The organism is Streptacidiphilus sp. EB103A (assembly GCF_041261405.1).
Lineage (GTDB): Bacteria > Actinomycetota > Actinomycetes > Streptomycetales > Streptomycetaceae > Streptacidiphilus.
Genome location: NZ_JBGCAQ010000018.1, coordinates 163,143 through 189,310, shown reverse-complemented (window position 1 = coordinate 189,310; position 26,168 = coordinate 163,143). Strand labels below are relative to the sequence as shown.

Genomic DNA, 26,168 nt, shown 5'->3' with positions numbered 1-26,168 from the left:
GGAGTGGAGTGCCTTCGGGTGGGCCGTTGACGGACGGGAGAGGTCGAAGCCTCGCACGGAGGGACGCGGTAGGGGTAGTCGCCGGTTCGGGCCCCGGCTGTCAGTGTCCGGTGGCATGGTGGGGGCATGTGCGGTCGCTATGCGTCGAGTCGTAAGCCGGAGGACCTGGCCGGCCTGTTCGACGTGGCCGCCTGGGACCCGACCGAGGCCCTCGCCCAGAACTGGAACATCGGCCCGACGGACCCGGTGTACGCGGTGCTGGACCGGGTGCCCAAGGGGGAGAGCGCGAAGGTACGCCAGCTCCGGGCGTTGCGCTGGGGGCTCGTTCCGTCCTGGGCCAAGACGCCCGCGTCCGGCGTGAAGATGATCAATGCGCGGGCCGAGACCCTCCACGAGAAGCCCGCCTTCCGGCGCCCCTTCGCTGCCCGCCGCTGCCTGATCCCCGCTGACGGTTACTACGAGTGGTTCACCCCTGACATCCCCCCGGGTACCCCGAAGTCCAGGGTGAAGAAGCAGCCGTTCTTCATCACCCCCGCCGACGGTTCGGTGATGGCGATGGCCGGCCTCTACGAGTTCTGGCGGGACCGCGACATCCCCGCGGAGGACCCCGCCGCCTGGTGGACCACGTGCACGATCGTCACCGTCGCCGCCGAGCCCGCGCTGGCCGCCATCCACGACCGGATGCCGCTGGCGCTGCCCCGCGACCGCTGGGACGACTGGCTGGACCCGGCCCTCAGCGACCCGGAGGAGGCCCGCGCCCTGCTGGCGCCCCCGCGGGCGGGGCTGATGGAGGCCCGCCCGGTGGGGCCCGCGGTCGGGAACATCCGCAACAACGGCCCTGAGCTGACCCGTGAGCTGACCCCGGCCCTGGAGCCGGACGGACTTTTTTGATGCATGTGCACAGACCCGGGAATGTGTGCAGCGCTCCCTGGGTTCACACCATTGTCGGCAGCAAAGCGTCAGTGGAAGGCAGTGCTCATGGTTTCAGCCGCATGCCCCGCCCGGTCCGAGGGCGTGGCGAGCTCCGTTCTGTCCTGGCCGCAGTGGCCGGCGGCGGGCGACAAGAGCGTGGGCCCGATAGTCTCCCTTGCGAGCGGGTCCACTCTTGTGGACCGTCCGTTTGTCGCTGAGGCTGAGGAGGTGGGTCCGGTCACCGGGACCGAGGACGAGACGGGGGCCGTGGTCGACCCGAAGCCGGACGACGACTTCGACGGCGACACCTTCAGGGCTGCCGCCGAGGAGACCGAGTCCGAGCGTTCGGCGCGCTTCGAGCGCGACGCCCTGGGCTACCTGGACCAGCTGTACTCCGCCGCGCTGCGGATGACCCGAAACCCGGCCGACGCCGAGGACCTGCTGCAGGAGACGTTCGCCAAGGCGTTCGCCTCCTTCCACCAGTTTCGTGAGGGCACCAACCTCAAGGCGTGGCTGTACCGCATCCTGACCAACACCTTCATCAACTCCTACCGGAAGAAGCAGCGCGAGCCGCAGCGGACCGGCGCGGAGGAGATCGAGGACTGGCAGCTGGCGCGCGCCGAGTCGCACATGTCGACCGGGCTGCGCTCCGCCGAGACGGTGGCGCTGGACCACCTCCCGGACAGCGACGTGAAGGACGCGCTGCAGTCGATCCCGGAGGAGTTCCGGATCGCCGTGTATCTCGCGGACGTCGAGGGCTTCGCCTACAAGGAGATTGCCGACATCATGGGGACACCCATCGGTACGGTGATGTCCCGTCTCCACCGCGGACGCCGCCAGTTGCGCGAGCTGCTGGAGGACTACGCCCGCGACCGTGGGCTGGTCCCGGCCGGCAGCGGCGCCGGGGCCGGTGTCCCGCAGACTGGTGCTGCACAGGATCTGGCGAAAGGCGCGGGCTCATGAGCTGCGGCAACCACCACGACACCGCGTGCGGTGAGGTGCTCGACCACTTGTATGAGTATCTCGACAACGAGATGGGCGAGGGGGACTGCGCCAAGCTGAAGGAGCACTTCGACGAGTGCTCCCCGTGCCTGGCCCAGTACGGCCTGGAGCAGGCCATCAAGGCGCTGGTGAAGCGCTCCTGCGGCTGCGACACCGCGCCGTCGGACCTGCGCGGCAAGGTGCTGGCCCGGATCGAGCAGATCCGCGCCGGGGTGCCGGTCCAGGGCGACCTGGTCGGCGAGGATCCGGTGGGCGCCGGCGCGGCGCCTGCGGCGTCCGCCGCATCCGCGTCATCCGCGTCCGCGTCGGCGGAGCCCGAGCGTCACTGACGGTACGTCAGTAAAAAAGGTAGGCATGAATTCGTGGCCCCGGGGCTTGATTCCCTGGGGCCACGGGTATTGACGGGGCGAAACACAGATGCGTCACCTGATCGTGTGAGTCTGCCTCCGCCGAACGCGGCAATACCGTTGCCGGCCGGTTATGACGGGTTCGGGGACATATCCTCCGTGACGGGTACCGGACGAGCGCGGAGGCCGAGATCTCTACCGCAGCAGTGGAGCAGAGCCGTCGTGCGCTCCCGACCGTGGCCCGGGTGTACGTCGCCCTGGTGCTGGCGGCCGCGCTCGGTTGTGTGCTGCCCGGGCTGCCGCAGGTGCGGTCCGCCGAGGCCTGGTCCCGGCTCGCCGTGCTGGCGCTGCTGTTCCTGGGCTGCGACATCACCGCCCGCAGCGCGGCCGAGGGCGAGGAGACCACCCCCGCGGGCACCCCTGCGGCCCACTTCCCGGTCCTGCTCGCCGGCGTGGTGCTGCTGCCGCCCGCCGCAGCCGCGCTGGTCGCGCTCCCGGGTGTGCTGCTCGCGCCCGCCGCGCCGCCCCGGGCGGTCCGTCGGTGCTGGAACGCGTCCCAGCTGGGACTGTCCGCCTTCGCCGCGTCCTGCGCCTTCCGGGCGCTGGACGGCCACCGGCTGCTGACCAGTGTCCGGCTGCCGGCCGTGCTGCTCCCCGCCGGGGTGGCAGCGCTGGTCTTCTGCCTGGTCAACAGCGCGCTGATGGGGGGCATCCTGGCGGCGGCGGAGCCCGGGGGACGGCGCCGGGAGTGGTACCGCGGGCTGCTGCGCTGCCCCGCTCCGGCCTTCGGCCACGGCCTGGTCGGACTGATGATGGCGGTGCTCTGGGAGGGCCCCTACGGGGCCTTCGCCGGGGTGCTGGCGCTGCTGCCGCTGGGCGTCTCCAGCTGGATGGCGGCGCAGGCGCAGCGCGAGCGGGCGGCGCATCAGGCGACCGTGCGCGCCCTGGTGCAGGCGGTCGAGATCAAGGACGGCTACACCCGCGGCCACAGCGAACGGGTGGGCCGCGCGGCCGTTCTGATGGCGGGTGAGCTGGGGATGGGCGCCGAGCGGGTGGCCTCGCTACGGGTCGCCGGGACCCTCCATGACGTCGGCAAGCTGGGGGTGCCCACCCGGCTGCTGCGCAAGAGCGGCCCGCTGACCGACGAGGAGTACCGGCAGGTGGTGCTGCACCCCGAGTACGGCCACGAACTCGTCCGGGGGATCGGCTTCCTGGGCGAGGCCAGGGCCGGGATCCTGCACCATCACGAGCGGATGGACGGGCGCGGCTATCCGCACGGCCTGGCCGGGGCGGAGATCCCCGAGTTCGCCCGGGTGATCGCGGTCGCCGACGCCTTCGACTCGATGACGTCCACCCGCTCCTACCGGCGCGGCCGGCCGGTCCCCGAGGCGCTGGCCGAGCTGGAGCGCTGCGCGGGCAGTCAGTTCGACCCGGCGATGGTGACCGCGCTGGTCCGGGCCCTGGAACGGACCCACTGGCAGCCGGCGCTGCTGGGGCGCGAGGCGGACGAGCAGGCGCCGGAGGTACCGCTTGGCGCGCGCGAGCCGCTGCCCCGGGTGCCGGCCCCGGCCGGCGCGGGGGCCGCGGGGGCGGCGGCGCCCGCAGGGGCGGGGGCGCGGCAGGCGGGTGGCAGTGCGGGGGGCCTGCGTCGGCCGGGCGGCGTGGGTGCTGCCGGCGGCTCAGGTGGCGCGGGTGGTGCCTGGGGGCGTACGCCGCCGTGGTGGCGGCGGTGAGCGAACGCGGAGCGCGGTCGGCGGAGCCGACAGGGGTAGCAGGTGCTACGGAGCCCGCCGAATCGGCGGGGCCGGCGGGAACGAGCGGGGCGGCTCGCGCGGCGGGACTGGCGGGAGCGGGTGGGGCGGGTGGAACGCGGGGTGCGGCCGGGTCTGTGCTGGGGGCGTCGCGGGGGCTGGCTGTGGTGCGGGTGGTGCATGGGGTGGCGGCGGTGGTCTGCGTGGGGCTTGCGGTGTGTGAGGCGGGGTGGTGGGCGCTACCGCTGTTCTCGTTGCCGCTGCTGGTCAGCCAGCTGTCCTTCCGCCGCTACCGGGCGATCAGGGCCACCCGTTGGCAGACGGTCATCTCGCTGGCCCGCTCCACCGAGGTGGTCGGCTACACCCTCCCCGGCCACGCCCGCCGGGTCGCCGACCTGGCCTCCGGGATCGGCCGTGAACTCGGTCTCGGGGCTAAGGAACTGGAACTGCTGGAATGCGCGGCCCTGATGCACGACGTCGGGCAGCTCTCGCTGGTCGACCCGGTCCCCGGCGGGGCCACCGCGCTGCTCCCGCTGTCGGAGCAGCGCCGGATCGGCAGACTCGGCAGCGAGGTGATCCGGCAGACCGGGGTCCCGCCCGAGGTCGCCGAGATCGTCGCGGCGATCCCGGAGCCGTACCGGCGCGAGGACGGCACCCGGGACCCGGGACTGCCGCGTGCGGCCGCCATCATCCGGGTCGCCAACGCCTTCGACGACCTCGGCTGTGACGGCGGGGACCGGGAGCAGCGCGAGGAAGTGGTGGAGCAGTTGCGGCGGAACACCGCCCGTGAGTACGAACCGCACGCGGTGGAGGCATTGGCACGTGTGTGCCTGCGGAATCCGGCCGATCCATAGCACCTGCGGGGGTGAACGCGCAGGTAAGGAGTGGAGCGGGGCCCGGTCGTGGTTGGATGCAGCAGAAGGGCGGGCAGCGGGTGTGTGGTGCGCCGCCCAGTGGGCATGGAGTTCGGTGAAGCCGTTGGGCCCTTCGGGCGGGACGGCTGCGCATGGCGTCGGGGCGCGGGGGGACGTAGCGTGCATCCGGGGGCAGCGTCATCGGGCCCCACCGTTCACAGCGCCATCGTTGCCTGCGCCGTCGCAGGGAACGAGCACCGCACCGAAGGAACCCAGCCCGGACCGCCGGGTGGAATCGGACAAGTGGCAGGCCGAGGTGAAGATCTTCAATCGGGCACGGCAGAGGCCGTCCGCCAGCTGGCGGCAGACGACCGACCGGGCCTTCACGCTCATGGGCAACGGACGCTTCGAGGACGCGGGCGCCCTGCTGGTCCGGGCTGCCGATCTTGAGCCCTGGCTCTCCGACTCCTGGTTCAACCTGGCGCTGCTGCACAAGTTCCGGAGGGACTGGGAGCAGGCGCGCGCGGCCGGCCTGCGCGCCGTGGCCCTGCTCGACCGCAACCCCGGTGCCCCCGACTGGTGGAACCTGGGCATCGCCGCGACCGCCCTGCAGGACTGGGCGCTGGCCCGGCGCTGCTGGCAGGCCTACGGGCTGCGGCTCGCGCCCGGCGAGGGGCCGGTCAGCCTGGACTTCGGCACCACTCCGGTCCGGCTCTCCCCGGAGGGTGAGTCCGAGGTGGTCTGGGGCCGCCGGCTGGACCCGGCCCGGGTGGAGGTGCTCTCCATCCCGCTGCCCTCCTCCGGACGGCGCTGGGGCGAGGTCGTGCTCCACGACGGCAGTCCGCACGGCGAGCGGGTCGCGGGCGGGGTCCCGTACCCGGTGTTCGACGAGATCGAGCTGTGGGCGCCGTCCCCGGTGCCGACGTACGTGGTGCTGCTGCAGGCCGAGACCGAGGCCGACCGGGACGCCCTGGAACGACTGGTCTCCGAGGCCGGGTACGCGGCCGAGGACTGGACCTCCTCGGTGCGGCTGCTCTGCCGGGACTGCTCGGAGAGCCGGATGCCCGCCGACGACGGCCACAGCGAGCACCACGACCCGCACGACGACGGGCACCTCAGCCACCGCAGCGCGGGGGCGCTGTGGATTCCGGAGCGGGAGTGCGGGGTGGCCGCGCCGAGCGGGGTGGTGCGCACCCTGCTGGACCGCTGGGTGGCCGGAAACCGGTCCGGGCGGGCCTACCGGGACCTGGAAGAGGTCTGCTGAGGTCTGCTGGGGGCGAACCGGCCGGTCGGCCGCGTCCGGCCCGAGCCCGTACCCTGGTGGCTGATCCCGGTACGGAGTGAAGGCGAGCGGTATGTCGGAGCAGCAGGTCGAGACAGTGCAGGTCGAGGAGCGGCCGGCCCCGCTGACGGTCATCGGCGAGGAGCCGGACACCAGCAGGGGCTCGGTGCGCCCGATCACGGTCGTCGGCAATCCGGTGCTGCACCACCCGTGCGCGACCGTCAGCGACTTCGGCGCCGAGCTGGCAGCGCTGGTCGACGACATGTTCGTGACCATGTACGCGGCCGAGGGCGTGGGCCTGGCGGCCAATCAGATCGGGGTCGCCCAGCGGGTGTTCGTCTACGACTGCCCCGACGACGAGGGCGTGCGCCATGTCGGCGTCGTGGTGAACCCGGTGCTGGAGGACCTCGACCCCTCGCGCCGCACCCTGGACGAGTCCGCCGAGGGCTGCCTCTCCGTCCCCGGCGCGTACGCGGACCTGGCCCGCCCCGACTACGCGCTGGTACGCGGCCAGGACCGGGACGGCCAGGACGTCGTCGTCGAGGGCACCGGCTTCTTCGCCCGCTGCCTCCAGCACGAGACCGACCACCTCAACGGCTACCTCTACATCGACCGGCTGTCCAAGCGCGACCGCAAGGACGCGCTGCGGCAGATGGCGGAGCTGACGCCCCGGTACGAGGTCGTCCCGAACAACTGAGGCCTTTATCTGCGCCGAACGCCGCGGTAGGTGATCCTGGAAGGCATGAACAACGACGTCGACCAGGATCTCGACCGCGAGGCCGAGGCCGAGACCACGGACGGTGAGGTCCCCGCCGGTGAGGGCATCGGTGCCGGCCGGGCGATGACCTGGTTCCTGGTGATCACCGGGGTGCTGGGCTTCATAGCCTCCTTCACCCTCACCTACGAGCGCTTCAAGCTGCTCACCGAACCCGGCTACAAGCCCAGCTGCAGCATCAACCCCATCATCAGCTGCGGCAATGTGATGACCAAGCCGCAGGCGGCGGTCTTCGGCTTTCCCAACCCGCTGATGGGCATCGCCGGCTTCGCGGTGGTCCTGGCTGTCGCCGCGGGTCTGCTCGCCGGTGCGCGCTACCGCCGCTGGTTCTGGGCCGGACTCCAGGTCGGGGTGACGCTCGGGCTGGTGCTGATCTGCTGGCTGATCTCCCAGTCGCTCTACAGCATCGGCGCGCTCTGCCCGTACTGCATGGTGGTCTGGGTGATCATCTTCCCGATGTTCTGGTACGTCACCCTGCACAACCTCAAGCACCGCGTCCTGCCCTTCCCCGAGCGCTGGCGGGAGGGGCTGGACGCGGTGCTGACCCTGCACTGGTTCGGGCCGCTGCTGTGGTACCTGGTGGTCGGCGGGATGGTGCTGATCAGGTTCTGGTCGTACTGGAGGACGCTGCTCTAGAAGTCGTCGCTCTAGAAGTCGTCGTCGAAGGAGACCGAGCCCTCCACCGCGACCTGGTAGGCGGAGACGCGGCGCTCGAAGAAGTTGGTGAGCTCCTGGACGCCCTGGAGCTCCATGAAGCCGAAGGGGTTCTCCGAGCCGTAGCGGATCGGGAGGCCGAGGCGGGTGAGGCGCTGGTCGGCGACGCACTGGAGGTACTCGCGCATGGACTCGGTGTTCATGCCCGGGAGGCCGTCGCCGCAGAGGTCGCGGGCGAACTGGAGCTCGGCCTCGACGGCCTCCTCCAGCATGGCGGTGACCTCCTTGCCGAGCTCCTCGTCCCAGAGGTCGGGCTCCTCGGCGCGGACGGTGTCGACCACCTGGAAGGCGAAGTCCATGTGCATGGACTCGTCGCGGAAGACCCAGTTGGTGCCGGTCGCCAGGCCGTGCAGCAGGCCGCGGGAGCGGAACCAGTACACATAGGCGAAGGCGCCGTAGAAGAACAGGCCCTCGATGCAGGCGGCGAAGCAGATCAGGTTGAGCAGGAACCGGCGCCGGTCGGCCTTGGTCTGCAGGCTGTCCAGCTTCTCCACCTGGTCCATCCAGCGGAAGCAGAACTGGGCCTTCTCGCGGATGGAGGGGATGTTCTCCACGGCGGCGAAGGCCGCGTTGCGGTCCTCCGGGTCGGGCAGGTAGGTGTCCAGCAGGGTCAGGTAGAACTGGACGTGGACGGCCTCCTCGAACAGCTGGCGGGAGAGGTAGAGCCGGGCCTCGGGCGAGTTGATGTGCTTGTAGAGGGTCAGCACCAGGTTGTTGGAGACGATGGAGTCGCCGGTCGCGAAGAAGGCGACCAGGCGGCCCAGCAGGTGCCGCTCGTCCGCGCTGAGCTTGGGCAGGTCGGCGACGTCCGAGACCAGGTCCACCTCCTCGACGGTCCAGGTGTTCTTGATGGCGTTGCGGTAGTGCTCGTAGAAGTCCGGGTAGCGCATCGGACGGAGCGTCAGTTCGAAGCCCGGGTCAAGGAGATTCTTCTCGGATGTGGTGGTCATTACTGGCAGGCCTCGCAGGACTCGGGGTTTTCGAGGGAGCAGGCGATGACGGACTCGTCCTCGACTGCCACCGGGATCACTGGCGCCGCCGCCGCGGCCCGGGCGATCCGGGTCGCCGGGCGGGAGCGCAGGTAGTAGGTGGTCTTCAGGCCGACCTTCCAGGCGTACGCGTACATCGAGCTGAGCTTGCCGATGGTGGGCGAGGCCAGGAACAGGTTCAGCGACTGGCTCTGGTCCAGGTAGGGCATCCGGGCCGCGGCCAGGTCGATCAGGGCGCGCTGCGGCAGCTCCCAGGCGGTGCGGTAGAGCGAGGCCAGGTCGGCGGGCAGGCCGGGGATGTCCAGGGCACTGCCGTTGGACGCGCGCAGCGACTCGCGGGTCGCCGCGTTCCATAGGCCGCGGGCCTTGAGGTCGGCCACCAGGTAGGGGTTGACCTGCAGGAACTCCCCGCTCAGGGTCTCCCGCTTGAACAGGTTGGAGACCTGCGGCTCGATGCACTCGTAGACGCCGGCGATGGAGGCGATGGTCGCCGTGGGCGCGATGGCCAGCAGCAGCGAGTTGCGCAGGCCGGTCGTGGCGATACGGGCGCGCAGCGCGTCCCAGCGCTCCGGCCAGGTGGGTTCGCTGGAGAAGTGGTCGATGTGGAGCTGGCCGCGGGCCGCGCGGGTCTCCTCGTAGGCGACATGGCGGCCCAGCCGCTCGGCCAGGTCGGCGCTGGTCTCGTAGGCGGCGAGCATGATGCGCTCGGAGATCCTGGTGGACAGCGCCTTGGCCTTGGGTGAGTCGAAGTCCAGGCGCAGCCTGAAGAAGACGTCCTGAAGGCCCATCACGCCCAGGCCGACCGGGCGCCAGCGGGCGTTGGACGCCCCGGCCTCCGGGGTCGGGTAGAAGTTGATGTCGACGACCCGGTCCAGGAAGGTGACCGCGGTGCGGACGGTGGAGTCCAGCCGCTCCCAGTCCATTTCGCCGCTGGAGAGCAGATGCGCGCCCAGGTTGACCGAGCCGAGGTTGCAGACGGCGGTCTCGCTGTCGTCGGTCACCTCCAGGATCTCGGTGCAGAGGTTGGAGGAGTGGACGGTGCGGCCGGGTAGCGCGGTCTGGTTGGCGGCGCGGTTGGAGGCGTCCTTGAAGGTCATCCAACCGTTGCCGGTCTGCGCCAGGGTGCGCATCATCCGGGCGTAGAGGGCGCGGGCCGGGATGGTGCGGATGGCCAGGCCCGCCGCCTCGGCCTTGGCGTACGCGGCGTCGAACTCGGCGCCCCACAGGTCGACCAGCTCGGGCACATCGCCCGGGGAGAACAGCGACCACTCGGTGTCGGCGTCCACCCGGCGCATGAACTCGTCCGGGACCCAGTGCGCCAGGTTGAGGTTGTGGGTGCGCCTGGCCTCCTCGCCGGTGTTGTCGCGCAGTTCCAGGAACTCCTCGATGTCCGCGTGCCAGGTCTCCAGGTAGACGCAGGCCGCGCCCTTGCGGCGGCCGCCCTGGTTCACCGCGGCGACCGAGGAGTCCAGGGTGCGCAGGAACGGCACGATGCCGTTGGACTGGCCGTTGGTGCCGCGGATCAGGCTGCCGCGGGAGCGGATCCGGCTGTAGGAGAGGCCGATGCCGCCGGCGTGCTTGCTGAGCCGGGCGATCTGCGCGTAGCGGGAGTAGATCGAGTCCAGCTCGTCCAGCGGGGAGTCCAGCAGGTAGCAGGAGGACATCTGCGGGTGCCGGGTACCGGAGTTGAACAGCGTGGGGGAGGAGGGGAGGTACTCCAGCCGGCTCATCAGCGCATAGAGCGAGGCGACCTCCGCCACCGATGCGGCGTCCCCTCCGACCTGCAGGCCCGACGCCACCCGCAGCATGAAGTGCTGCGGGGTCTCGATGACCTGGCGGGTGATCGGGTGGCGCAGCAGGTAGCGGGAGTAGAGGGTGCGCAGGCCGAAGTACTCGAAGCGGTCGTCGGCGGTGGGGTCGATCACCGCGTCCAGGGCGGCCGCGTGCTCGGCGACGAAGGCGGCGGTGGCGTCGCCGACCAGGCCCTCGCGGTGGCCGACGGCGATGGAGGCGGCGAAGCAGGTCGCGCCCTGGCCGGCGGCCTCCTCGCGGATCTCCTCGGCGAGCAGCCGGGCCGCCAGCCGGGAGTACTCCGGGTCCTCGGCGATCAGCGAGGCGGCGGCCTCGACGGCCAGGCCGCGCAGCTCGGCGTAGTCGGAGACGGAACTGCGGCCGCGCAGCGCGGCGGCGGCGACCCGGCCCGGGTCGACGCTGGTGAGGTCGGTGGACCGCTCGGTGAGGGTGCGCAGCAGGGCAGCTCCGGGGCCGTCGCCCGGCGCGGGCCGGGGGACGGCGGTCTGCTGCGGGACTGTCGTGTCGATCACTGTCACTGTGCGCTCCTCGTTGGCGGCCGGTCGGCGGCGGGCCGGCGGACGGAGGAGCGGGGGCGCCGCCGGGCAGCCCGAAGGCAGCACGGAGCGCGTCCCCGGCCCACCCGCGAGGCCCGGACGTGCAGCACTCCGGGCGGCGCCGGTAGGGCAGCGCGGAGCGGGCTGTCGGCAGGTACTCGGACTCGCGGCAGAAGCCGCTCACCGCTGCGGGGCAGTCCCGGAATCGCACCGGGTTCCCCTGCGTCGTCAGCGAGAGTGAGCATACATGTAGGGGTGCTTTCCCGAAGCACCCCTACATGTTGTGTCGTGCAGGGTCGCTCTCGGTAGTGAGCTCGACCGCGTAGGTCATCAGGTCGATGCCGGGAACCGGCGACCAGTCGCGCTCCGGGGTGCGGACGAAGCCCAGTCGTTCGTAGATCCGGTGGGCGTGCACCATGCCCGGCTGGGTGGACATCACCAGCCGGGACAGGCCCAGCTCCCTGGCCCGGTCCAGGCAGGCCCGCACCAGCGCCTCGCCGGCGCCCCGGCCGCGGGCCTCGGGGGAGACCGCGAGCATCCGGAACTCCCCCTCCTGCTTGTCGCCCGCGGCCAGGTCCGCGTAGGGCGAACCGGGCGGGGCGAAGGTCACCGAGCCCAGCAGCGCGCCGCTGACCGGGTCCACGGCGACCAGCAGCTCGGCCCTGGTGGCGCGGTCGCGGCCGTCGCGCAGTCGCGGCTCGTAGTGGCCGCCGCGGGTGGTGTGGCCGTCGGCGATGAAGGACTCGGCGGTGAGGTGGCCTGCCGCGTCCACCTCGGAGTCGAGGGCGGGGCGCACGATGACGTTCATGGGAAAAGTCTGCCTGAGCTGCGGTGACCGGTGACGGCAGGGTCGCTCACCCCGGTGGCGGCGGCCACCGGGCGGGAGAGTCGGCGCCGTGTCAGATTCAGGTGAGGGCCGGAGGGATGCGGGCGGCGAGGGAGGCGGCAGTGCGGCGTGCATGGGTCAGCGGTATCGCAGTGGCGGTGCTTGCCGGGCAGGCGGTGCTGGGCCTCGCGGGAACGGCCCGGGCCGCGTCCGACAGCACCAGGGCGGCCCCGTGCAGGGTGGGTTCGGCCTCCGAACAGCCGCTGGGGTTCGCCCTGCACCGGTTCCACCGGGTCTACCGGGCCGGCGGCTCCTGGTCGGGGGCCCGGCTGGGGGTGCGCAACCACACCGGGGCGTCCTGCCGCGGCGTCCAGCCGGTGCTGGTGCTGGGGGCTCACAAGCGGGGTCTGCACGCCGGAGAGGTGCGCCTGCAGTGGCGGCGCGGCGCCGGGGCGTCCTGGCGGCGGGTCCGGCTGCTGGAGGAGGACGGCGCGCTGCTGGGCCGGATCGGCCCTGCGGACGGTCTGGCGGTGACCGCGAAGGGCCGGGCGTCGGTGCCGCTGCGGCTGCGGTTCACCGCAGGTGCGCCGCTCGGGCGCTGGGTGACCCTGGCGGTGGGCTATGTGCCGGTGCCGCTGGACGGGGAACTGGTGCCGCTTCCCGTGGGTATCACCGACCCGCACTTCTTCCGGGTGGTCAGCGGGCATGCGGTCAGCCGGCATGCGCTCAGCAACCAGCGGCCGCAACTGGCCGCCACCGGCGGCTCGGAGGCGACGGCGCCCATCGCGTGGGCGGCGGCGCTTTCGGTGGGCGGCGGCGCGGCGCTGCTGGGGTGCGCGCGCCGCCGCAGGGTGAAGCCGGAGGGTTGATCAGCCCGGGTCCAGATGCGACATGCTGTTGTAGCAGTCCAGTTTGAGCTGGCCGGAGGAGGTCCGGGACCAGCGGGTGATCGAGGCGTTGCCGACCGCGCCCTCGCGCTCCAGGGCGAGGTAGCCCTCCTCGTCCAGGTCGTCCAGGATGTGACGGAGCATCACCACCACCGCGTCATGGGCCACCAGCAGCACCCGGCGGGAGGCCTCGGTCTCGTACAGGTCGCGCAGCAGGCTGCGCAGCCGCAGGGCGACGTCGGCGAGCGACTCGCCGCCGGGGGGCCGCCAGCGCAGCTCGCCGAGGCGGCGGCGCCGGGCCGCCTCGGCGGGGTGGTGCAGTTCGATGGCCGCTTTGGTGACCATCTCCAGGATGCCCAGCTCGCGGTCGCGCAGCCGTTCGTCGGTGCGCACGTCCGGGAGCGGCAGCCCGGCCCGGTCCAGCTCGGTGAGGACGAGCTCCGCCGTCTCCTGGGCGCGGAGGTACGGGGAGACCCACACGCTGTGCGGCAGCGGGCCGTCGGCGCGCGAGGCCAGCCAGCGACCCAGGGCGGTCGCCTGGGCCCGGCCCAGCGCGGTGAGCGAGAGGTCGGCGTCGCGGCAGGTGATGCCGGTGTCCAGGGCGCCGGCCGCCTCCGCGGCGGCGAACGCGGCGTTGGCGGTGGACTGGCCGTGCCGGGTGACGGTCAGCGAGAGCGGGCGGGGCGGGGCGGTGACGGTGGGTCTTTCTGACGCGGGTTCGGACGGGCTGAGGTGGTGGTCGGTGAGCTCCACGAGTCCCCCTGAGCGGTTCTTCGGCCCGGCCCGGCGCGGGAATGCGCACGGGCCGCCGGTCCCAGTGTGCGGGAGCGGCGGCCCGTGGAGGGGGCGCAAAGGGGGTGAATTCAGGGCGCGGAAGGAGTGATCTCCGGCGTGAGCGGGACCAGCGGCGCGCTCTCGACCAGGTAGTCGCCCGGGGTCGTCTCGTCCGGCAGCTCCCGGGGTTTGGCAGCCCGTATCGCGAGGGTGAGCACCACCGAGACGGCGAGGTTCAGCACGAAGGCGGTCATGCCGATGTAGCCGATCTGGCCGATGACCGGGATGTTCGCCGCGCTGCCGCCGAAGTGCGAGTGCGGCTTGCCGGCCGCGGCGACGTTGTAGGCCTGGTAGGTCCCGTAGGCCATCCCGGCGGCCCAGCCGGCCAGCAGCGCCCAGTGGTGGAACCAGCGCGAGAACAACCCCGCCACGATCGCCGGGAAGGTCTGCAGGATCCAGATGCCGCCCAGCAGCTGCAGGTTGATGGAGAACTGCTTGTCGATGCCGAGAACGAAGCCCAGCGCCCCCAGCTTGACCACCAGCGAGACCACCTTGGCGACCGCGGTCTCCTGCGCCGGGGTGGCGTCCGGCTTGAAGAACTCGCGGTAGATGTTGCGGGTGAACAGGTTGGCCGCGGCGATCGACATGATCGCGGCGGGGACCAGCGCGCCGATCCCGACGGCCGCGAAGGCCACCCCCGCGAACCAGGACGGGAACATCTGCTGGAACAGCTGCGGGACGGCCAGCTGGGCGTTGTAGCCCTTCACGCCCTTGCCCACGCCGGCCGAGATCGCCATGAAGCCCAGCAGCGACAGCAGGCCCAGCATCAGCGAGTAGGCCGGCAGCACGGCCAGGTTGCGACGCACCGTGGTACGGCTCTTGGCGGCCAGCACGCCGGTCGCCGAGTGCGGGTACATGAACAGGGCCATCGCCGAGCCCAGCGCCAGCGTCGCGTACGACCACTGCGCCTTCGGCCCGGTGATCAGCGAGCCCTTGGCCTTGCCGGTGGCCGGGTTGGTCTTCGCCAGCGAGGTCGCGGCGTCGTGGAAGATGTGGCCGTAGCCGCCGAGGCGGATCGGGATGTAGATCACCGCCACGATCACCACGATGTAGACCAGGGTGTCCTTGACGAAGGCGATCAGCGCCGGGGCGCGCAGCCCGGACGAGTAGGTGTAGGCGGCCAGCACCGCGAAGGCGATCAGCAGCGGCAGGTCCTTGCCGAAGCCGCTGGAGCCGCCGATGCCCATGGTGTCCAGCACCGCCTGGATGCCGACCAACTGCAGGGCGATGTACGGCATGGTGGCCAGGATGCCGGTGAGCGCCACGGCCAGCGCGAGGCTGCGGGAGCCGTAGCGGCCCCGGGCGAAGTCGGCCAGGGTGACATAGCCCTTGCTGCGCGCCACCGACCACAGCCGGGGCAGGAACAGGAACACCATCGGCCAGACCAGGATGGTGTACGGCACCGCGTAGAAGCCGGCCGCGCCCACGCCGTAGACCAGGGCGGGCACGGCGATGAAGGTGTACGCGGTGTAGAGGTCCCCGCCGAGCAGGAACCAGCTGACGACCGTGCCGAAGCCGCGGCCGCCGAGCCCCCACTCGTCCAGGTGCAGGGCGTTCTCGGCGCGGCGCCAGCGCGAGGCGACGAAGCCGACCCCGGTGACGGCCACGAAGAGGATCAGGAAGACGGTCAGCGAGACGGCGTTGGTGCCGCCGGCGGCCAGTTCGTTCATGACGGCTCACGCTCCGTCAGCGGTGCCCTGCGGGCCGCCTCTTCACGGCGGATCAGGACGAAGACCACGGCGGTGAACAGCGCGGAGACGATCACCCAGGCCAGCTGGTACCAGTAGAAGAAGGGGATGCCGATGAACGCCGGGGTCAGCCGGGAGTAGGAGCTGACCCAGAGCAGTGCCACAAAGGGCGCGCCCAGCAGGAAGGCGCAGACCACCCGGGTCGGAGTGACCAGTGGCGGACGGGGTGGACGGGGCAGGGGCGGTGTCTCGGGCTCGGCCATGGGTGCGGCTCCGGAGGCAGGCCGACGGCGCGCGCGGGACGGCCCTCCCCCTGGGCGCCACCGGAATCGGACAGGTGACCACACGGAATGTAGACCGTTGATCGGTCCACGTCACGGGTGGATACACAGATTGTCGGCCTGTTGGGGTGGGCAGAGGGCGCGCAGTGGGACGGAACACATCAGAACGGACGTGCCCGTCCCACAGTCCGGACAGGCCACGGTCCGGACGGGTCGGCTCACTGTTCCGGGCGGCGCAGCCTCGCGGTGAACTTGTACCGGTCGCCGCGGTAGACCGAGCGCACCCACTCCACCGGCTCGCCGTCGGCGTCGAAGGAGTGCCGGGACAGCAGCAGCATCGGCAGTCCCACGTCGGTGCCCAGCTGGCCGGCCTCGGCGGGGGTGGCCAGCGAGGTCTCGATGGTCTCCTCGGCCTCGGCCACGTGCACCCCGTACACCTCGTTGAGGGCGGAGTAGAGCGAGTTGTACTTCACCAGGTTGCGGCGCAGCGCCGGGAAGCGCTTGGCGGAGAGGTGCGCCGCCTCGATGGCCATCGGGTCGCCGTTGGCCAGCCGGAGCCGCTCGACCCTGAGCACCCGGCCGCCGGGGCGGATGTCCAGCAGTGCGGCCAGGCGGTCGTCGGCGGTCACATAGCCGACCTCCAGCAGCCGGGAGGTCGGCTCCAGGCCCTGGGCCCGCATGTCCTCGGTGTAGGAGGTGAGCTGCAGTGCCTGGGAGACCTTGGGCTTGGCGACGAAGGTGCCCTTGCCCTGGATCCGCTCCAGCCGCCCCTCGACCACCAGCTCCTGGAGCGCCTGGCGCACGGTGGTACGCGAGGTCTCGAACTCCAGCGCGAGGGTGCGCTCGGGCGGCACCGGGGTGCCCGGCGCCTGGGTCTGGGTGATCTGCAGCAGGTGCCGCTTCAGCCGGTAGTACTTGGGGACGCGTGCGGTGACGGCGCCCTCCCCAGACGTCTCCACGTCCGGACCCCCTTCGGTCGTCATCGCCGCTCCTACTCCCACGCTGTGAAATCCGCGTAATCTGCCAGCCGAGATCTGCCAGCCGTACGGCTGCGGCACTCATGGTGACATGCCAGGTCCGCCGGAGGTGTCCCCGCGGCTGTGGTGTCCGCTGTGTTCAGGCGACCCGGACCGCGCCGGTGCCCGGTCCGGCCAGGGCCTCGGCGGCGGCGAGGCCGCACACCCTGGCTCCGCCGTAGGTGGTGAGGACGGTCACTCCGCGTCCCGAGAAGGTCTCCTCCAGCCCGTAGGCGGTGCCGATCTCCACGACCACCGCGTCCGGCCTGGCCGCCGTCAACTCCAGTGCCGCACGCTTCATCCACGGGTAGCGGTGCAGATCGCGCACCACGATGACGAGCGGGCGGCCGACGGCCGCGCCGAGCAGCGGGGTGGTGTCCACCCGGCCCTCGGAGTCGTCCACGGTGGCCCGAAGCAGGCCGGCGCTCTGCAGGGTCGAGGCCGGTGCGCCGACCCGGGTGACGGTGGTGCCGGGGATCAGCTCGCCGAGCGGCGCGGCCAGGCCCCAGGCGGTCTCGTCGCCCACCGCGAAGTTGGCGGCCGGGGAGAACTCGACCACATGGGGGACGCCGTCGACCGGGCGCAGTTCGCCGCTGACCCGCAGGGCGCGACGGGCGGCGGTGAGGCCGATGTCGGGCACCGCGGTCGCCGCGTGCTGGGCGCGCACCCCGGCGGACCAGCGGGCCACCGCGCGGTTGCGCTCGGCGGCCTCGTGCAGCCGCTCCTCGGCGATCCGGCCCTCGCGAACCGCCCAGGTCAGGGCGTCGCGCAGATAGAGGAAGGTGGCCTCGTCCTGGAGCCCGCCGCCGACGCAGATGGCGTCGGCGCCGCCGGCGATGGCCTTGACGGTGCCCTCGGCTATCCCGTGGGTGCCGGAGATGGCGCCCATCTCGATGCCGTCGGTGACGATCAGCCCGTCGTAGCCGAGGTCCTTGCGCAGCAGGTCGGTGAGGATCGCCCGGGACATGGTGGCCGGGAGGTCGGTGTCGTACGCCGGGAACAGGATGTGCGCCGTCATGATCGACTTCACCCCGGCGGCGACCGCGGCGCGGAACGGCGCCAGGTGGGCGCCGAAGACGTCCAGCGGCAGGTCGATCCTGGGCAGCCCGAGGTGGGTGTCGGCGGCGGTGTCGCCGTGGCCGGGGAAGTGCTTGGCGCAGGCGGCCACCCCGGCCGACTGCAGGCCCCGGATGTAGGCGGCGGTGTGCCGGGCCGCCAGTTCGCCGTCCCCGCCGAACGAGCGCACTCCGATGACCGGGTTGTCCGGGTTGGAGTTGACGTCGGCGTCCGGCGCGTAGTTGAGGTTGATCCCGGCCGCGGCCAGGTCGATGCCGATGGAGCGGGCGACGTCCTCGGTGAGCGCGATGTCGTCGATCGCGCCCAGAGCCAGGTTGCCGGGGTAGGAGGAGCCGGTCATCACCTCCAGGCGGGTGACGTCGCCGCCCTCCTCGTCGGTGGCGATCAGCAGATCCGGGTTGAGCGCGTACAGCGAGGTGGTGAGCGCGGCGACCTGCGCGTGGTCGGCGATGTTGCGCCCGAACAGGGCGACACCGCCGAGCTCACCGGTCTCCAGGCGGTGCCGCACCCAGTCGGGAGCGGTGAGGCCGGTGAACCCCGGCTGCAGCACCGCTCCGGCGTCCGCGAGGAGTTGGACGGTGTCCGGGCCGGGATTCGTCATGGTTCCTTCCTTGCATGTCTTCGATGCGTACGGCTCAGGTGCGTAGAGAGGCGGGCGGGTGGGTCAGCCCTTGACCGCGCCGGCGGTGAGCCCGGAGGCCACGCGCTTCTGGAAGATGACGAAGAGGATGATCACGGGCAGCGAGATCAGCAGCGAGCCCGCCATCTGCGCCCCGTAGTCGGCGGCGTGGGTGGGTCCCGCGGAGTAGCCGGTCAGCCAGACCATGCCGGTGTGGGTGTTGTTGTCCGACAGCATCGTGTTGGCGATGATGAACTCGTTCCACGCCTGGATCCAGCAGTAGACGCCGGTGGTGACCAGGCCGGGGACGGTCAGCGGCAGCACCACCCGGAAGAAGGCGCCCCAGCGGGTGCAGCCGTCCACCATGGCGGCCTCGTCCAGTTCCTTGGGGATGTTGACGATGAACGAGCGCAGCGTCCACACCACATAGGGGATGGTGAACACCAGGTAGGCGATGATCACGCCGAACAGGGTGTTGTAGAGGCCGATGTTCTTGAGGATCAGGAACAGCGGGATGATCAGCGACAGCAGCGGCACCATCTGCACCACCAGCATGGTGACGATGAAGAAGTTGCGGCCGCGGAACCGGAACCGGGCCACCGCGATGGCGGCCAGCAGGCCCACCACCAGGCCTGCCAGCACCGCGCCGACCGTGATGATCACGGTGTTCTTCAGTGCGGTCGGCAGGTCGGGGTCGTCGAAGACGGTGGTGTAGCTGCCGAGGTCGAAGCGCCGGGGCCAGAAGGTCGGGTTCTGCGAGAGCAGGTCCCGGTTGGACTTGACCGTGGTCAGCGCGGCCCAGTAGATCGGGAAGCCCATCACCACGGCGAACCCGATGGCGACGGTGTTCCAGACGCCGGTCATCCAGCGGTTCTGGTGGGCGGGCCGGTCGGATCGGCTCGCCTTCGAGGCCCTGACCGGCTTGGAGAGCCCGGCGGGTGCGGTCTTCTGGGATGAGATGAAAGCCATCAGTCCTGCTCTCCGATCTTGATGACCTGGCGGATGTAGAACACCAGGACGCCGAGCATCAGCACGATCATCGCGATGGAGACCACCGCGCTCCGGCTGTAGTGGCTGCTGGCCACGCCCTGCGCGTAGAGGTAGACGCCGATGGTCTGGTAGCCGGGCTCCGGCGAGTTCTGCCGGAGCGCCCAGATCTGGGCGAACACCTGGAAGTCCCAGATGAAGCTGAGCGCGGTGGAGAGCAGCAGGAAGGGCCGGATCACCGGGATCACCACATGCCGGAAGCTCTGCCACGGGGAGGCACCGTCGATCTTGGACGCCTCGACCAGTTCCTTGGGCACCTGGGTCATCGCCGCGTTCAGGCCGATCACCAGGAAGGGCAGCGCGCCCCAGACCACACAGGCGGCGACCACGACGTAGAGGCCCTGGGTGGGGTCGGCGAACCAGTTGTGGTCCAGCATCCCCTTGCCGCCGAGCTCGTAGCAGATGTAGTCGACGACACCGCCGGTGTTGTTGAACAGCCAGGAGAAGACCGTTCCGGAGACCAGGGCGGGGATGGACCAGACGAACATCAGCACCGTGACCACGGTGACCTTGGCCCAGTTGGACACCCGGTTGAGCAGTACGGCGAAGGCCAGGCCGAGACCGATGGAGAGGACCACCACCTCGACCGTCAGCAGCACGCTGCGCTCGACCGACTGCCAGAACGCCTGGTCGCTGAGGACCTTGGTGAAGCCGTCGAAGCCGATGTACCGGACCAGGGCCGGCGCCGCCAGGTAGAGGTACGCGTTGACGTTCTGGAACGACAGCTGGATCAGCTTGAAGATCGGGTAGCCGATCACGCCCAGCATGACCACGACGGCGGGGACGATCAGCAGATACGGCATGTAGCTGTCGGAGGCGCCTCGTCTGCGCAGCCATCCGGACTTCGGGGACGCGTCCTGCCGACCGGCGCTCGCCGTTGGACGGTCGGAATCGATCACACTCATCAGGGTCCTTCCCCGGAGCCTGCGGAACTGGGTATTGCCAGGAGCATGCGCGCACGGGGCGGGCAGCCGGTAGACGCTTCCACCGGCTGCCCAGGTGCGCTCAGTGGCCGCGGGCCCGACCCGCTCGGCAGAGGAGGGGGCCGGACCTGCGATCAGGTGGGTCAGCCGCCGTTCAGGTCACCGAGGATGGTGGTCTGAGCGGTGGTCAGGGCGGTCGTGGCGTCGCCGCCGGCGGCGATGGCGCTGAAGGCGGTCTGCAGGGCGACCTCGTCGGAGGCCTGGCTCCAGAACTGGGACTGCGGGATGAACCAGGTCTTGCCGGCGGCGGCGGCACCTGCGGCCGCGTTGGCCGGGGCAGCGGCCTCGTAGGCGGTCAGCAGGGTCTTGTTGTTGGGGATGGCGAACTTCGCCAGCGCCGTCTGCTGGGCGGTGTTGGTGAAGATGCGCAGGAACTCGGCGCCCAGGCCCGGGTTGGCGGCGTGGGTCGGGACGGCCACGTCGGAGCCGCCGAGGAAGGCGGGGGTCGGCTGGCCGGCGGTGGTGCCGGGGACGGCGATGGTGCCCAGCTTGGACGCCAGGGACGGGTCTCCGGTCTTCGGGTCGGTGACCGCGCCGACCTCCCAGCCGTTGCCGATGATGGCGGCGATGTTGCCCTTGGCCATCAGCGCGTCCTGGGTGGTCTCGTCCACGGTGGTGCCGCCGACCGAGAAGCTCTTCTGCAGGGTGTTCCAGGTCTGGATGCCCTGGAGGAACGCCGGGTCGGTGAGCGTACCGGTGAACTTGGAGCCGTCGGACTTGGCGATGACGTTGTCGACGCCGTAGCTGCCCGCGCCGAAGGAGACGGCGGTGTACCAGTTCTTGCCCGGCAGGTAGAGCGCTGAGAAGTTCGGGACCTTGGAGTTGGCGGCCTTGACCTTGGTAAGGTCGGCGGTCAGCTCGGCCAGGGTGGTGGGCGGGGTGGTGACGCCGGCCGCCGTGAACAGGTCCTTGCGGTAGATCATGATACGGGCGCCCGCGTAGTACGGGATCGCGTAGGTCTTGGAGTGGTCCGCGCTCTGGCCGGAGGCGGCCAGCGAGTCCAGCCAGCTGGACGAGTTGTCGAACTTGTCCTTGACGCTGGTCAGGTCCACGAAGGAGTTGGCCGCGATGTACTTGGCGGTCTGGGTGTTGCCCAGCTCCAGCGCGTCGGGGGCGTTGCCGGAGAGCAGCGCGGTGTCGAGCTTGGTGCTGTAGTTGGTCCAGGTCTGCCACTGGATGTTGACGTTGGCACCGGTCTCGGCGGTGAACTGCTTCTTCGCCGCGTCGACCACTGCCGGCCAGCCCTTCTGGGCGTCCTGCATCAGCCAGACGTTGATGGTCTTGCCCTTGCCGTCCGTGCTCAGGGTGGCCTGCTTGGTGCTTCCGGTGCTCGAAGAAGACGAACAGGCGGCGGCCGTGAGCACGCTGGCGAGTGCCGCGGCGACTGCGATCTTGCGCTTCAAAACATCCTCCTGAGGGATGAGCGAGAGAGGGCACCGGTTCGGTCTCGGAGGTGTTCCTGAGCTTGACCGTGCCTGAAGGAAGGTGCTCAATGGGGGTTGTGCCGTCTTCGCGTGGTGCTGGTGGAGCTGTGGCTTCCGCGCACCGGCCCGAAACCACGCGGAATTGTGAATTCCACGGCAGTCGCTCCGACGCAGCCACCTGATTGGTGTAGACCAGTGGTCGGAGATTGGCATGGACCAATGTGGGGCGTCAAGAGTTCTCGACAGGCTGGGCCAAGCCGTTACCAACGCTTGACAAGCCAGGTGGTCGCAGATGGACGCCAGGGGTAGGACTGGACCAATAAGGACTCCAAAACCCCTGCAAAAGCGGAGAATCGGGACAAGTCACCGCCGAGGTGTCGGTCCGGTAACACCTTGCCGCACAGGGGTTGCCTTTCCTTGACCGCAGTGCGCGAAGAGCGCCAGACTCCGGCAATTGGTCTATGCCAAGTGCGATTCGACGCTGAATTGGGCGCGCGCATTATGCAAGGCCTTTGGTGTATTTCAGCGGCACCGACACCGTTGCGTCCGGGGTGCGGGGGCGACCCCCGGGGATTGTCCGCGTGCGGGGTCCGGGGCAGCGCCGGGGTGTCCGAGGAGGGGATGGCGTGAACCGTCGACGGTTGGTCGCCGCGCTGGGTACGGCCGTGGTCATGGTCGGTGCCAGTGCGTGCGGTGGGGGAGGCTCGGGCGGGGCCAAGAGCTCGGCCACGTCCTTCCAGGGGAAGAAACTGGTGGTCTGGCTGATGGCCGGGGACGACCTGCCGAGCTGGATGGCCTCGGTGAAGGCGCAGTTCGAGCAGCAGTACCCGGGTGCCACGGTCGACTTCAAAACGCAGCAGTGGACCGGCATCCAGGCGACCGTCACCGACGCGCTCTCGAACATGGTCCCGCCCGACATCCTCGACATCGGCAACACCCAGACCGCGTACTACGCGTCCACCGGCGGTCTGATGGACCTCGACAAGTACCGGACGCAGCTCGGCGGCGCGGACTGGACCCCGTCGATGAACAAGTCGACGCTGGTCGGCGGGAAGCAGTTCGCCGCGCCCTGGTACGCCGGCCCCCGTGCCGTGATGTACAACAAGAAGCTCTGGAACCGCGCGGGGCTCACCCCGCCGACCACCATGGCCCAGTGGCTGACCGACCTGGCCCAGCTGAAGCAGACGTCCGGGGTGAAGTCCGCGCTCTACCTGCCCGGCCAGAACTGGTACGCCTTCGACGGCTTCCTCCAGGACGCCGGCGCGGACGTGCTCACCGAGCAGAACGGCCGCTGGGTCGGCGACCTCGGCAGCCCGCAGGCGCTCCAGGCCGCCCAGCTGTTCAAGAAGCTCAACAGCTTCGGCACGGCCCCGGTCGACCAGGACGAGGGTCATCCGCTGGAGTCCTCGGTCTTCGCCAAGGGCGACGTCGCCTCGATGATCGCCATGGGGTACGAGGAGAACGCGGTGGTGAAGGACAATCCCGGGATGGCCGGCGACATCGGCTGGTTCCCGATCCCCGGCGACACCCCGGGCAAGCCGGCCAAGACCTTCTTCGGCGGCTCCAACCTCGCCGTGGCGCAGAACTCGGCCAATCCGGCCCTGGCCCTGGGCCTTCTGAAGATCGCGCTCGACGACACCAACGAGAGCGCCTTCGCCAAGCAGTCCGGCTTCCTGCCGAACAAGGCCAAGCTCTACCCGGCGATCAAGGGCAACGCCTACGCGGCCGCGGCGTCCCAGGAGGCGGCCGACGCCGGTTTCACCCCGCTCGTCCCGAACTGGGGGAACGTGGAGAACACGCCGAACCCGATCACCGCCCTCTTCCTCACTCCGATCCTGCAGGGCAAGGACCCGCAGGCGGCCGCCGCGGCGGCCGACGCCAAACTGGCGGCACGGCTCGGTCAGGGCTGACCGTGCGGGCCGCCGACGCCGTGCTCTTCCCTTGCCTGGGGTATTGGTCTAGTCCAAGCTGATCGTTGACGAAGCCTTTGCGCAGACGGCCGCCTACGGCCCGCAAGGACGGCGCCGGTCATGATCGGCAGGTCGCAGTCATCGGATGAGGGGGTGCCATGTCGGAGCTGACATCGGTCACGGGGCTTCACCGAGGAGGGCCGGCCGGCGAGCCGGACCTGCTCGGCCCACGGCTCCAGTCGTTCCGCAGACGGGCCGGGCTGAGCCAGGAGGTGGCCGCGTCGCGGGCCGGGATCAGTACCAGGGCGCTGCGCGACATCGAGCGCGGCCGGGTCCAGCGGCCCCACTCGCGCACCCTGCAACGCCTGGCCGAGGCGCTGGGGCTGACCGGCGGCGAGCTGGCGGACCTGCTGGACGCAGCCCGCAGCGGGCCGCCGCGCGGCGCCGGCCCGCCGCGCCTGCTGATCCTCGGCCCGCTCTCGCTCCAGCGCGGCCAGACCCCCGTCCAGGTCACCAGCCCGAGGCTGCGCCGCGTGCTCGGGCTGCTGGCGCTGAAGCACCCCGAGCCCTCCACCCAGCAGGAGATCACCGACACCCTCTGGCCGTCCGGGCCGCCCAGCTCCCACCAGAGCCTGATCCACACCTACGTCAGCCAGGTCCGCCAGCTGCTGGGACCCGGCAGCCTGCGGACCGTCCCGCCGCCGACCGTCGTCCGCACGCCCAACGGCTACCAGCTGGAGGCGTCCCGCAACCACATCGACCTCGGCCACTTCGACGAACTGCTGGACCGGGCGACGCGCCAGCACCGCGCGCAGGACCCCGGGGCCGCGTACGAGTCGCTGACGCAGGCCCTGCAGTGGTGGCGGGGGCCGGTGCTCGCTGACGCGGACCCGGTGCTGCGCCAGCACCCGGCCGCGGTGGCGGCCAACGAACGGCGGGTGAAGGCGGTGCTGCTGCACGCCGACACGGCGCTGCAACTGGGCCGCCCCGAGGAGGCCGTCCCGGTGCTGTGGGACATGGTGGGCTCCGAGCCGCTGCACGAGGGTCTGCACGCCCGGCTGATCCTCGTCCTCGCCAGCTGCGGGGAGCAGGCCGCCGCGCTCAATGTGTTCAGCCGCCTGCGCGACCGGCTCGACGAGGAGCTGGGCATCGCGCCCAGCGCCGAGGTCCGCGACGCCCACCTGCAGGTGCTGCGCCAGCAACTGCCCCTCGCGCAGCGCCCGGTCCAGCCCCCGCCGGCCGACCGCACGGCGCTCGCCGGTCCGCACCCGGCCCAGCTGCCCGCCAGGGCCGGCTCCTGCGTCGGGCGGCGACGGGAGATGCGGGAACTGGACGATCTGGTCTCGCCCGACCCGGCCCGGCGCTCGCACGTGGTGGCGGTGGTCGGCGCGCCCGGGGTCGGCAAGACCGCATTCGCGGTGCACTGGGCGCACGCGCGGCGCGAACAGTTCGAGGACGGGCAGCTGTTCGTCGACCTGCGCGGCCACTCCCCGCTTCCGACGCTGCGCCCCGGCGACGTCCTGGCGCAGTTCCTCCGGGCCCTGGGCGTTCCGCCCGACCGGCTGCCCGCGGACGAGGACGAGGCCGCGGCGCTCTACCGCACCCTGCTCGCCGACCGGCAGATGCTGATCGTGCTCGACAACGCGCGCGACGCCGAGCAGGTCAGGCCGCTCATCCCGGGCGCCCAGGGCTGTGCGGTGGTGATCACCAGCCGCAGCCAGCTCGCCGGGCTGGTCGCGAGCGACGGCGCCCGCCGGCTCGCCCTGGACGTGCTCGATCCGGACGAGGCCTGCCAACTGCTGGCCGGCATCATCGGCGAGTGCGGGGTCGCCGCCGACGAAGAGGCAGCCCGCAGGCTGGTGCGGCTGTGCGGCGGCCTGCCGCTGGCCATCCGGATCGCCGCCGCCAACCTGGTCGCCCGCAACCTCGGGATCGCCGACTACTGCGCCGAGTTGGCGGGTGACGACATGCTCAGCCGGCTGCGCGTCGACGGGGACCGGCGCTCGACCGTGCGGGCCGCCTTCGACCTCTCCTACCGCGCGCTCCCCGCCGCGGCCCAGCGGATGTTCCGGCTCCTCGGCCTGATGCCCGGCCCGGACCTCACCGTGGACGGCGCCGCGGCGCTGGCCGACGCGACCTCGGCCGAATCGGCCGGACTGCTGGTGAGCCTGACGGACACCCACCTGGTGCAGGAGCGGGCGGCCGGCCGGTTCGGGCTGCACGACCTGCTGCGCTCCTACGCCCGCGAGCTGGTCAGCAGGGAGGAGGCACACGCCGCCCGGCAGCGGCTCTTCGACTGGTATCTCGACCACACCGACGCGGCGGGGACCGCCGCCGGCGGCGCCGACCTGGGGATCACCTGTCGTGCGCTGGAACGCCCCGGGGTGACGGTCCGGGTGCTCGGCGAGCCCTGCCGGTCCAGCTGAGGAACGGCGGCAGGACAACTGCTCCGGCAGTTGCCCCAGTTCTGCCGGTTCCTGCGAGCCGATCGGCGGCCACCGGCAGAACCACAGGTCAGCGCCGGGGCGTTCGGCCGCGATCGGCCTTGTGGAAGCTGCCGGTCCTCTGGTCCGACTGCAGGAGCCGGACCAGGGCGGCTCCG

The 26,168-nt window shown here is 71.2% G+C and carries 22 protein-coding genes and 1 riboswitch; of the genes, 11 read left to right on the top strand and 11 right to left on the bottom strand.

The genetic code is table 11. The features are described from left to right. The first annotated feature begins 126 nt into the window (after positions 1–126). The 8 genes from ABH941_RS28320 to ABH941_RS28285 all read left to right on the top strand — a co-directional run bounded on the left by ABH941_RS28320 (position 127) and on the right by ABH941_RS28285 (position 7,559). Complete coding sequence (locus tag ABH941_RS28320; RefSeq protein WP_370132373.1) at positions 127–891, top strand: SOS response-associated peptidase; 765 nt, start codon at positions 127–129, stop codon at positions 889–891. Between the two features lie 87 nt (positions 892–978). Further along, positions 979–1,875, top strand: coding sequence for a sigma-70 family RNA polymerase sigma factor (locus ABH941_RS28315; RefSeq protein WP_370132372.1), 897 nt, complete (start codon positions 979–981; stop codon positions 1,873–1,875). After that, positions 1,872–2,243 carry a mycothiol system anti-sigma-R factor gene (rsrA, locus tag ABH941_RS28310; protein ID WP_370132371.1) on the top strand — a complete coding sequence of 124 codons (372 nt, stop codon included), beginning with the start codon at positions 1,872–1,874 and terminating at the stop codon, positions 2,241–2,243. The genes ABH941_RS28315 and rsrA overlap by 4 nt, the downstream gene beginning before the upstream one ends. 254 nt (positions 2,244–2,497) lie before the next feature. Further along, positions 2,498–3,994: an HD-GYP domain-containing protein gene (locus ABH941_RS28305; protein ID WP_370132370.1), complete on the top strand. Its 1,497-nt coding sequence runs from the start codon at positions 2,498–2,500 to the stop codon at positions 3,992–3,994. Positions 3,995–4,179: 185 nt separating this feature from the next. Next, positions 4,180–4,866 (top strand): HD-GYP domain-containing protein, encoded by a 687-nt coding sequence (locus ABH941_RS28300; RefSeq protein ID WP_370132369.1) that lies wholly within the window; start codon positions 4,180–4,182, stop codon positions 4,864–4,866. A gap of 316 nt (positions 4,867–5,182) precedes the next feature. Further along, a complete protein-coding gene (locus ABH941_RS28295) occupies positions 5,183–6,130 on the top strand; it encodes a tetratricopeptide repeat protein (RefSeq protein ID WP_370132423.1) in 948 nt (315 codons plus the stop codon). Positions 6,131–6,221: 91 nt separating this feature from the next. Next, positions 6,222–6,845: a peptide deformylase gene (def, locus tag ABH941_RS28290; RefSeq protein ID WP_370132368.1), complete on the top strand. Its 624-nt coding sequence runs from the start codon at positions 6,222–6,224 to the stop codon at positions 6,843–6,845. 45 nt (positions 6,846–6,890) lie between these two features. Continuing rightward, entirely contained in the window at positions 6,891–7,559 is a 669-nt protein-coding gene (locus ABH941_RS28285) for a vitamin K epoxide reductase family protein (protein WP_370132367.1), read from the top strand. An 11-nt stretch (positions 7,560–7,570) separates the two neighbouring features. On the opposite strand, the gene ABH941_RS28280 is transcribed toward ABH941_RS28285, so the two are convergent. From ABH941_RS28280 to ABH941_RS28270, 3 genes are all read right to left on the bottom strand, one after another. Then, positions 7,571–8,587: a ribonucleotide-diphosphate reductase subunit beta gene (locus ABH941_RS28280; RefSeq protein ID WP_370132366.1), complete on the bottom strand. Its 1,017-nt coding sequence runs from the start codon at positions 8,585–8,587 to the stop codon at positions 7,571–7,573. Continuing rightward, positions 8,587–10,947, bottom strand: a complete 2,361-nt coding sequence (locus ABH941_RS28275) for a ribonucleoside-diphosphate reductase subunit alpha (protein ID WP_370132422.1) — start codon at positions 10,945–10,947, stop codon at positions 8,587–8,589. The genes ABH941_RS28280 and ABH941_RS28275 overlap by 1 nt, the downstream gene beginning before the upstream one ends. A 158-nt stretch (positions 10,948–11,105) precedes the next feature. Next, a riboswitch (cobalamin riboswitch) is annotated at positions 11,106–11,236 on the bottom strand. A 12-nt stretch (positions 11,237–11,248) separates the two neighbouring features. Next, on the bottom strand, positions 11,249–11,782 hold the full coding sequence (locus ABH941_RS28270) for a GNAT family N-acetyltransferase (protein WP_370132365.1): 534 nt from the start codon (positions 11,780–11,782) through the stop codon (positions 11,249–11,251). 140 nt (positions 11,783–11,922) lie between these two features. Between ABH941_RS28270 and ABH941_RS28265 the strand changes: the two genes are divergently transcribed. Further along, on the top strand, positions 11,923–12,669 hold the full coding sequence (locus ABH941_RS28265) for a hypothetical protein (RefSeq protein ID WP_370132364.1): 747 nt from the start codon (positions 11,923–11,925) through the stop codon (positions 12,667–12,669). On the opposite strand, the gene ABH941_RS28260 is transcribed toward ABH941_RS28265, so the two are convergent. The 8 genes from ABH941_RS28260 to ABH941_RS28225 form a co-directional block, all read right to left on the bottom strand. Next, entirely contained in the window at positions 12,670–13,440 is a 771-nt protein-coding gene (locus ABH941_RS28260; protein WP_370132363.1) for a histidine phosphatase family protein, read from the bottom strand. 110 nt (positions 13,441–13,550) lie between these two features. Continuing rightward, positions 13,551–15,191: a monocarboxylate uptake permease MctP gene (mctP, locus tag ABH941_RS28255; protein ID WP_370132362.1), complete on the bottom strand. Its 1,641-nt coding sequence runs from the start codon at positions 15,189–15,191 to the stop codon at positions 13,551–13,553. After that, positions 15,188–15,472: a DUF3311 domain-containing protein gene (locus tag ABH941_RS28250; protein ID WP_370132360.1), complete on the bottom strand. Its 285-nt coding sequence runs from the start codon at positions 15,470–15,472 to the stop codon at positions 15,188–15,190. Before ABH941_RS28250 ends, mctP begins: the two co-directional genes overlap by 4 nt. A 236-nt stretch (positions 15,473–15,708) precedes the next feature. After that, positions 15,709–16,473 carry a GntR family transcriptional regulator gene (locus ABH941_RS28245; protein WP_134001008.1) on the bottom strand — a complete coding sequence of 255 codons (765 nt, stop codon included), beginning with the start codon at positions 16,471–16,473 and terminating at the stop codon, positions 15,709–15,711. Positions 16,474–16,606: 133 nt separating this feature from the next. After that, positions 16,607–18,184 (bottom strand): glycoside hydrolase family 3 protein, encoded by a 1,578-nt coding sequence (locus tag ABH941_RS28240; RefSeq protein WP_370132359.1) that lies wholly within the window; start codon positions 18,182–18,184, stop codon positions 16,607–16,609. 63 nt (positions 18,185–18,247) lie between these two features. Further along, on the bottom strand, positions 18,248–19,171 hold the full coding sequence (locus ABH941_RS28235) for a carbohydrate ABC transporter permease (RefSeq protein ID WP_370132358.1): 924 nt from the start codon (positions 19,169–19,171) through the stop codon (positions 18,248–18,250). Then, entirely contained in the window at positions 19,171–20,154 is a 984-nt protein-coding gene (locus ABH941_RS28230) for a carbohydrate ABC transporter permease (protein WP_370132357.1), read from the bottom strand. The genes ABH941_RS28235 and ABH941_RS28230 overlap by 1 nt, the downstream gene beginning before the upstream one ends. 161 nt (positions 20,155–20,315) lie before the next feature. Continuing rightward, a complete protein-coding gene (locus ABH941_RS28225; protein WP_370132356.1) occupies positions 20,316–21,635 on the bottom strand; it encodes an extracellular solute-binding protein in 1,320 nt (439 codons plus the stop codon). Positions 21,636–22,282: 647 nt separating this feature from the next. Between ABH941_RS28225 and ABH941_RS28220 the strand changes: the two genes are divergently transcribed. Then, a complete protein-coding gene (locus ABH941_RS28220; protein ID WP_370132355.1) occupies positions 22,283–23,566 on the top strand; it encodes an extracellular solute-binding protein in 1,284 nt (427 codons plus the stop codon). A 158-nt stretch (positions 23,567–23,724) separates the two neighbouring features. Next, complete coding sequence (locus tag ABH941_RS28215) at positions 23,725–25,992, top strand: BTAD domain-containing putative transcriptional regulator (RefSeq protein WP_370132354.1); 2,268 nt, start codon at positions 23,725–23,727, stop codon at positions 25,990–25,992. Positions 25,993–26,168 lie beyond the last annotated feature (176 nt).

Bases quoted from the DNA above. Each gene is read 5' to 3' on its own strand.
- ABH941_RS28320 (WP_370132373.1), top strand. From the start codon at position 127: ATGTGCGGTCGCTATGCGTCGAGTCGTAAGCCGGAGGACCTGGCCGGC.
- ABH941_RS28315 (WP_370132372.1), top strand. From the start codon at position 979: ATGGTTTCAGCCGCATGCCCCGCCCGGTCCGAGGGCGTGGCGAGCTCC.
- rsrA (WP_370132371.1), top strand. From the start codon at position 1,872: ATGAGCTGCGGCAACCACCACGACACCGCGTGCGGTGAGGTGCTCGAC.
- def (WP_370132368.1), top strand. From the start codon at position 6,222: ATGTCGGAGCAGCAGGTCGAGACAGTGCAGGTCGAGGAGCGGCCGGCC.
- ABH941_RS28285 (WP_370132367.1), top strand. From the start codon at position 6,891: ATGAACAACGACGTCGACCAGGATCTCGACCGCGAGGCCGAGGCCGAG.
- ABH941_RS28280 (WP_370132366.1), bottom strand. From the start codon at position 8,587: ATGACCACCACATCCGAGAAGAATCTCCTTGACCCGGGCTTCGAACTG.
- ABH941_RS28270 (WP_370132365.1), bottom strand. From the start codon at position 11,782: ATGAACGTCATCGTGCGCCCCGCCCTCGACTCCGAGGTGGACGCGGCA.
- mctP (WP_370132362.1), bottom strand. From the start codon at position 15,191: ATGAACGAACTGGCCGCCGGCGGCACCAACGCCGTCTCGCTGACCGTC.
- ABH941_RS28250 (WP_370132360.1), bottom strand. From the start codon at position 15,472: ATGGCCGAGCCCGAGACACCGCCCCTGCCCCGTCCACCCCGTCCGCCA.
- ABH941_RS28245 (WP_134001008.1), bottom strand. From the start codon at position 16,473: ATGACGACCGAAGGGGGTCCGGACGTGGAGACGTCTGGGGAGGGCGCC.
- ABH941_RS28240 (WP_370132359.1), bottom strand. From the start codon at position 18,184: ATGACGAATCCCGGCCCGGACACCGTCCAACTCCTCGCGGACGCCGGA.
- ABH941_RS28235 (WP_370132358.1), bottom strand. From the start codon at position 19,171: ATGGCTTTCATCTCATCCCAGAAGACCGCACCCGCCGGGCTCTCCAAG.
- ABH941_RS28230 (WP_370132357.1), bottom strand. From the start codon at position 20,154: ATGAGTGTGATCGATTCCGACCGTCCAACGGCGAGCGCCGGTCGGCAG.
- ABH941_RS28215 (WP_370132354.1), top strand. From the start codon at position 23,725: ATGTCGGAGCTGACATCGGTCACGGGGCTTCACCGAGGAGGGCCGGCC.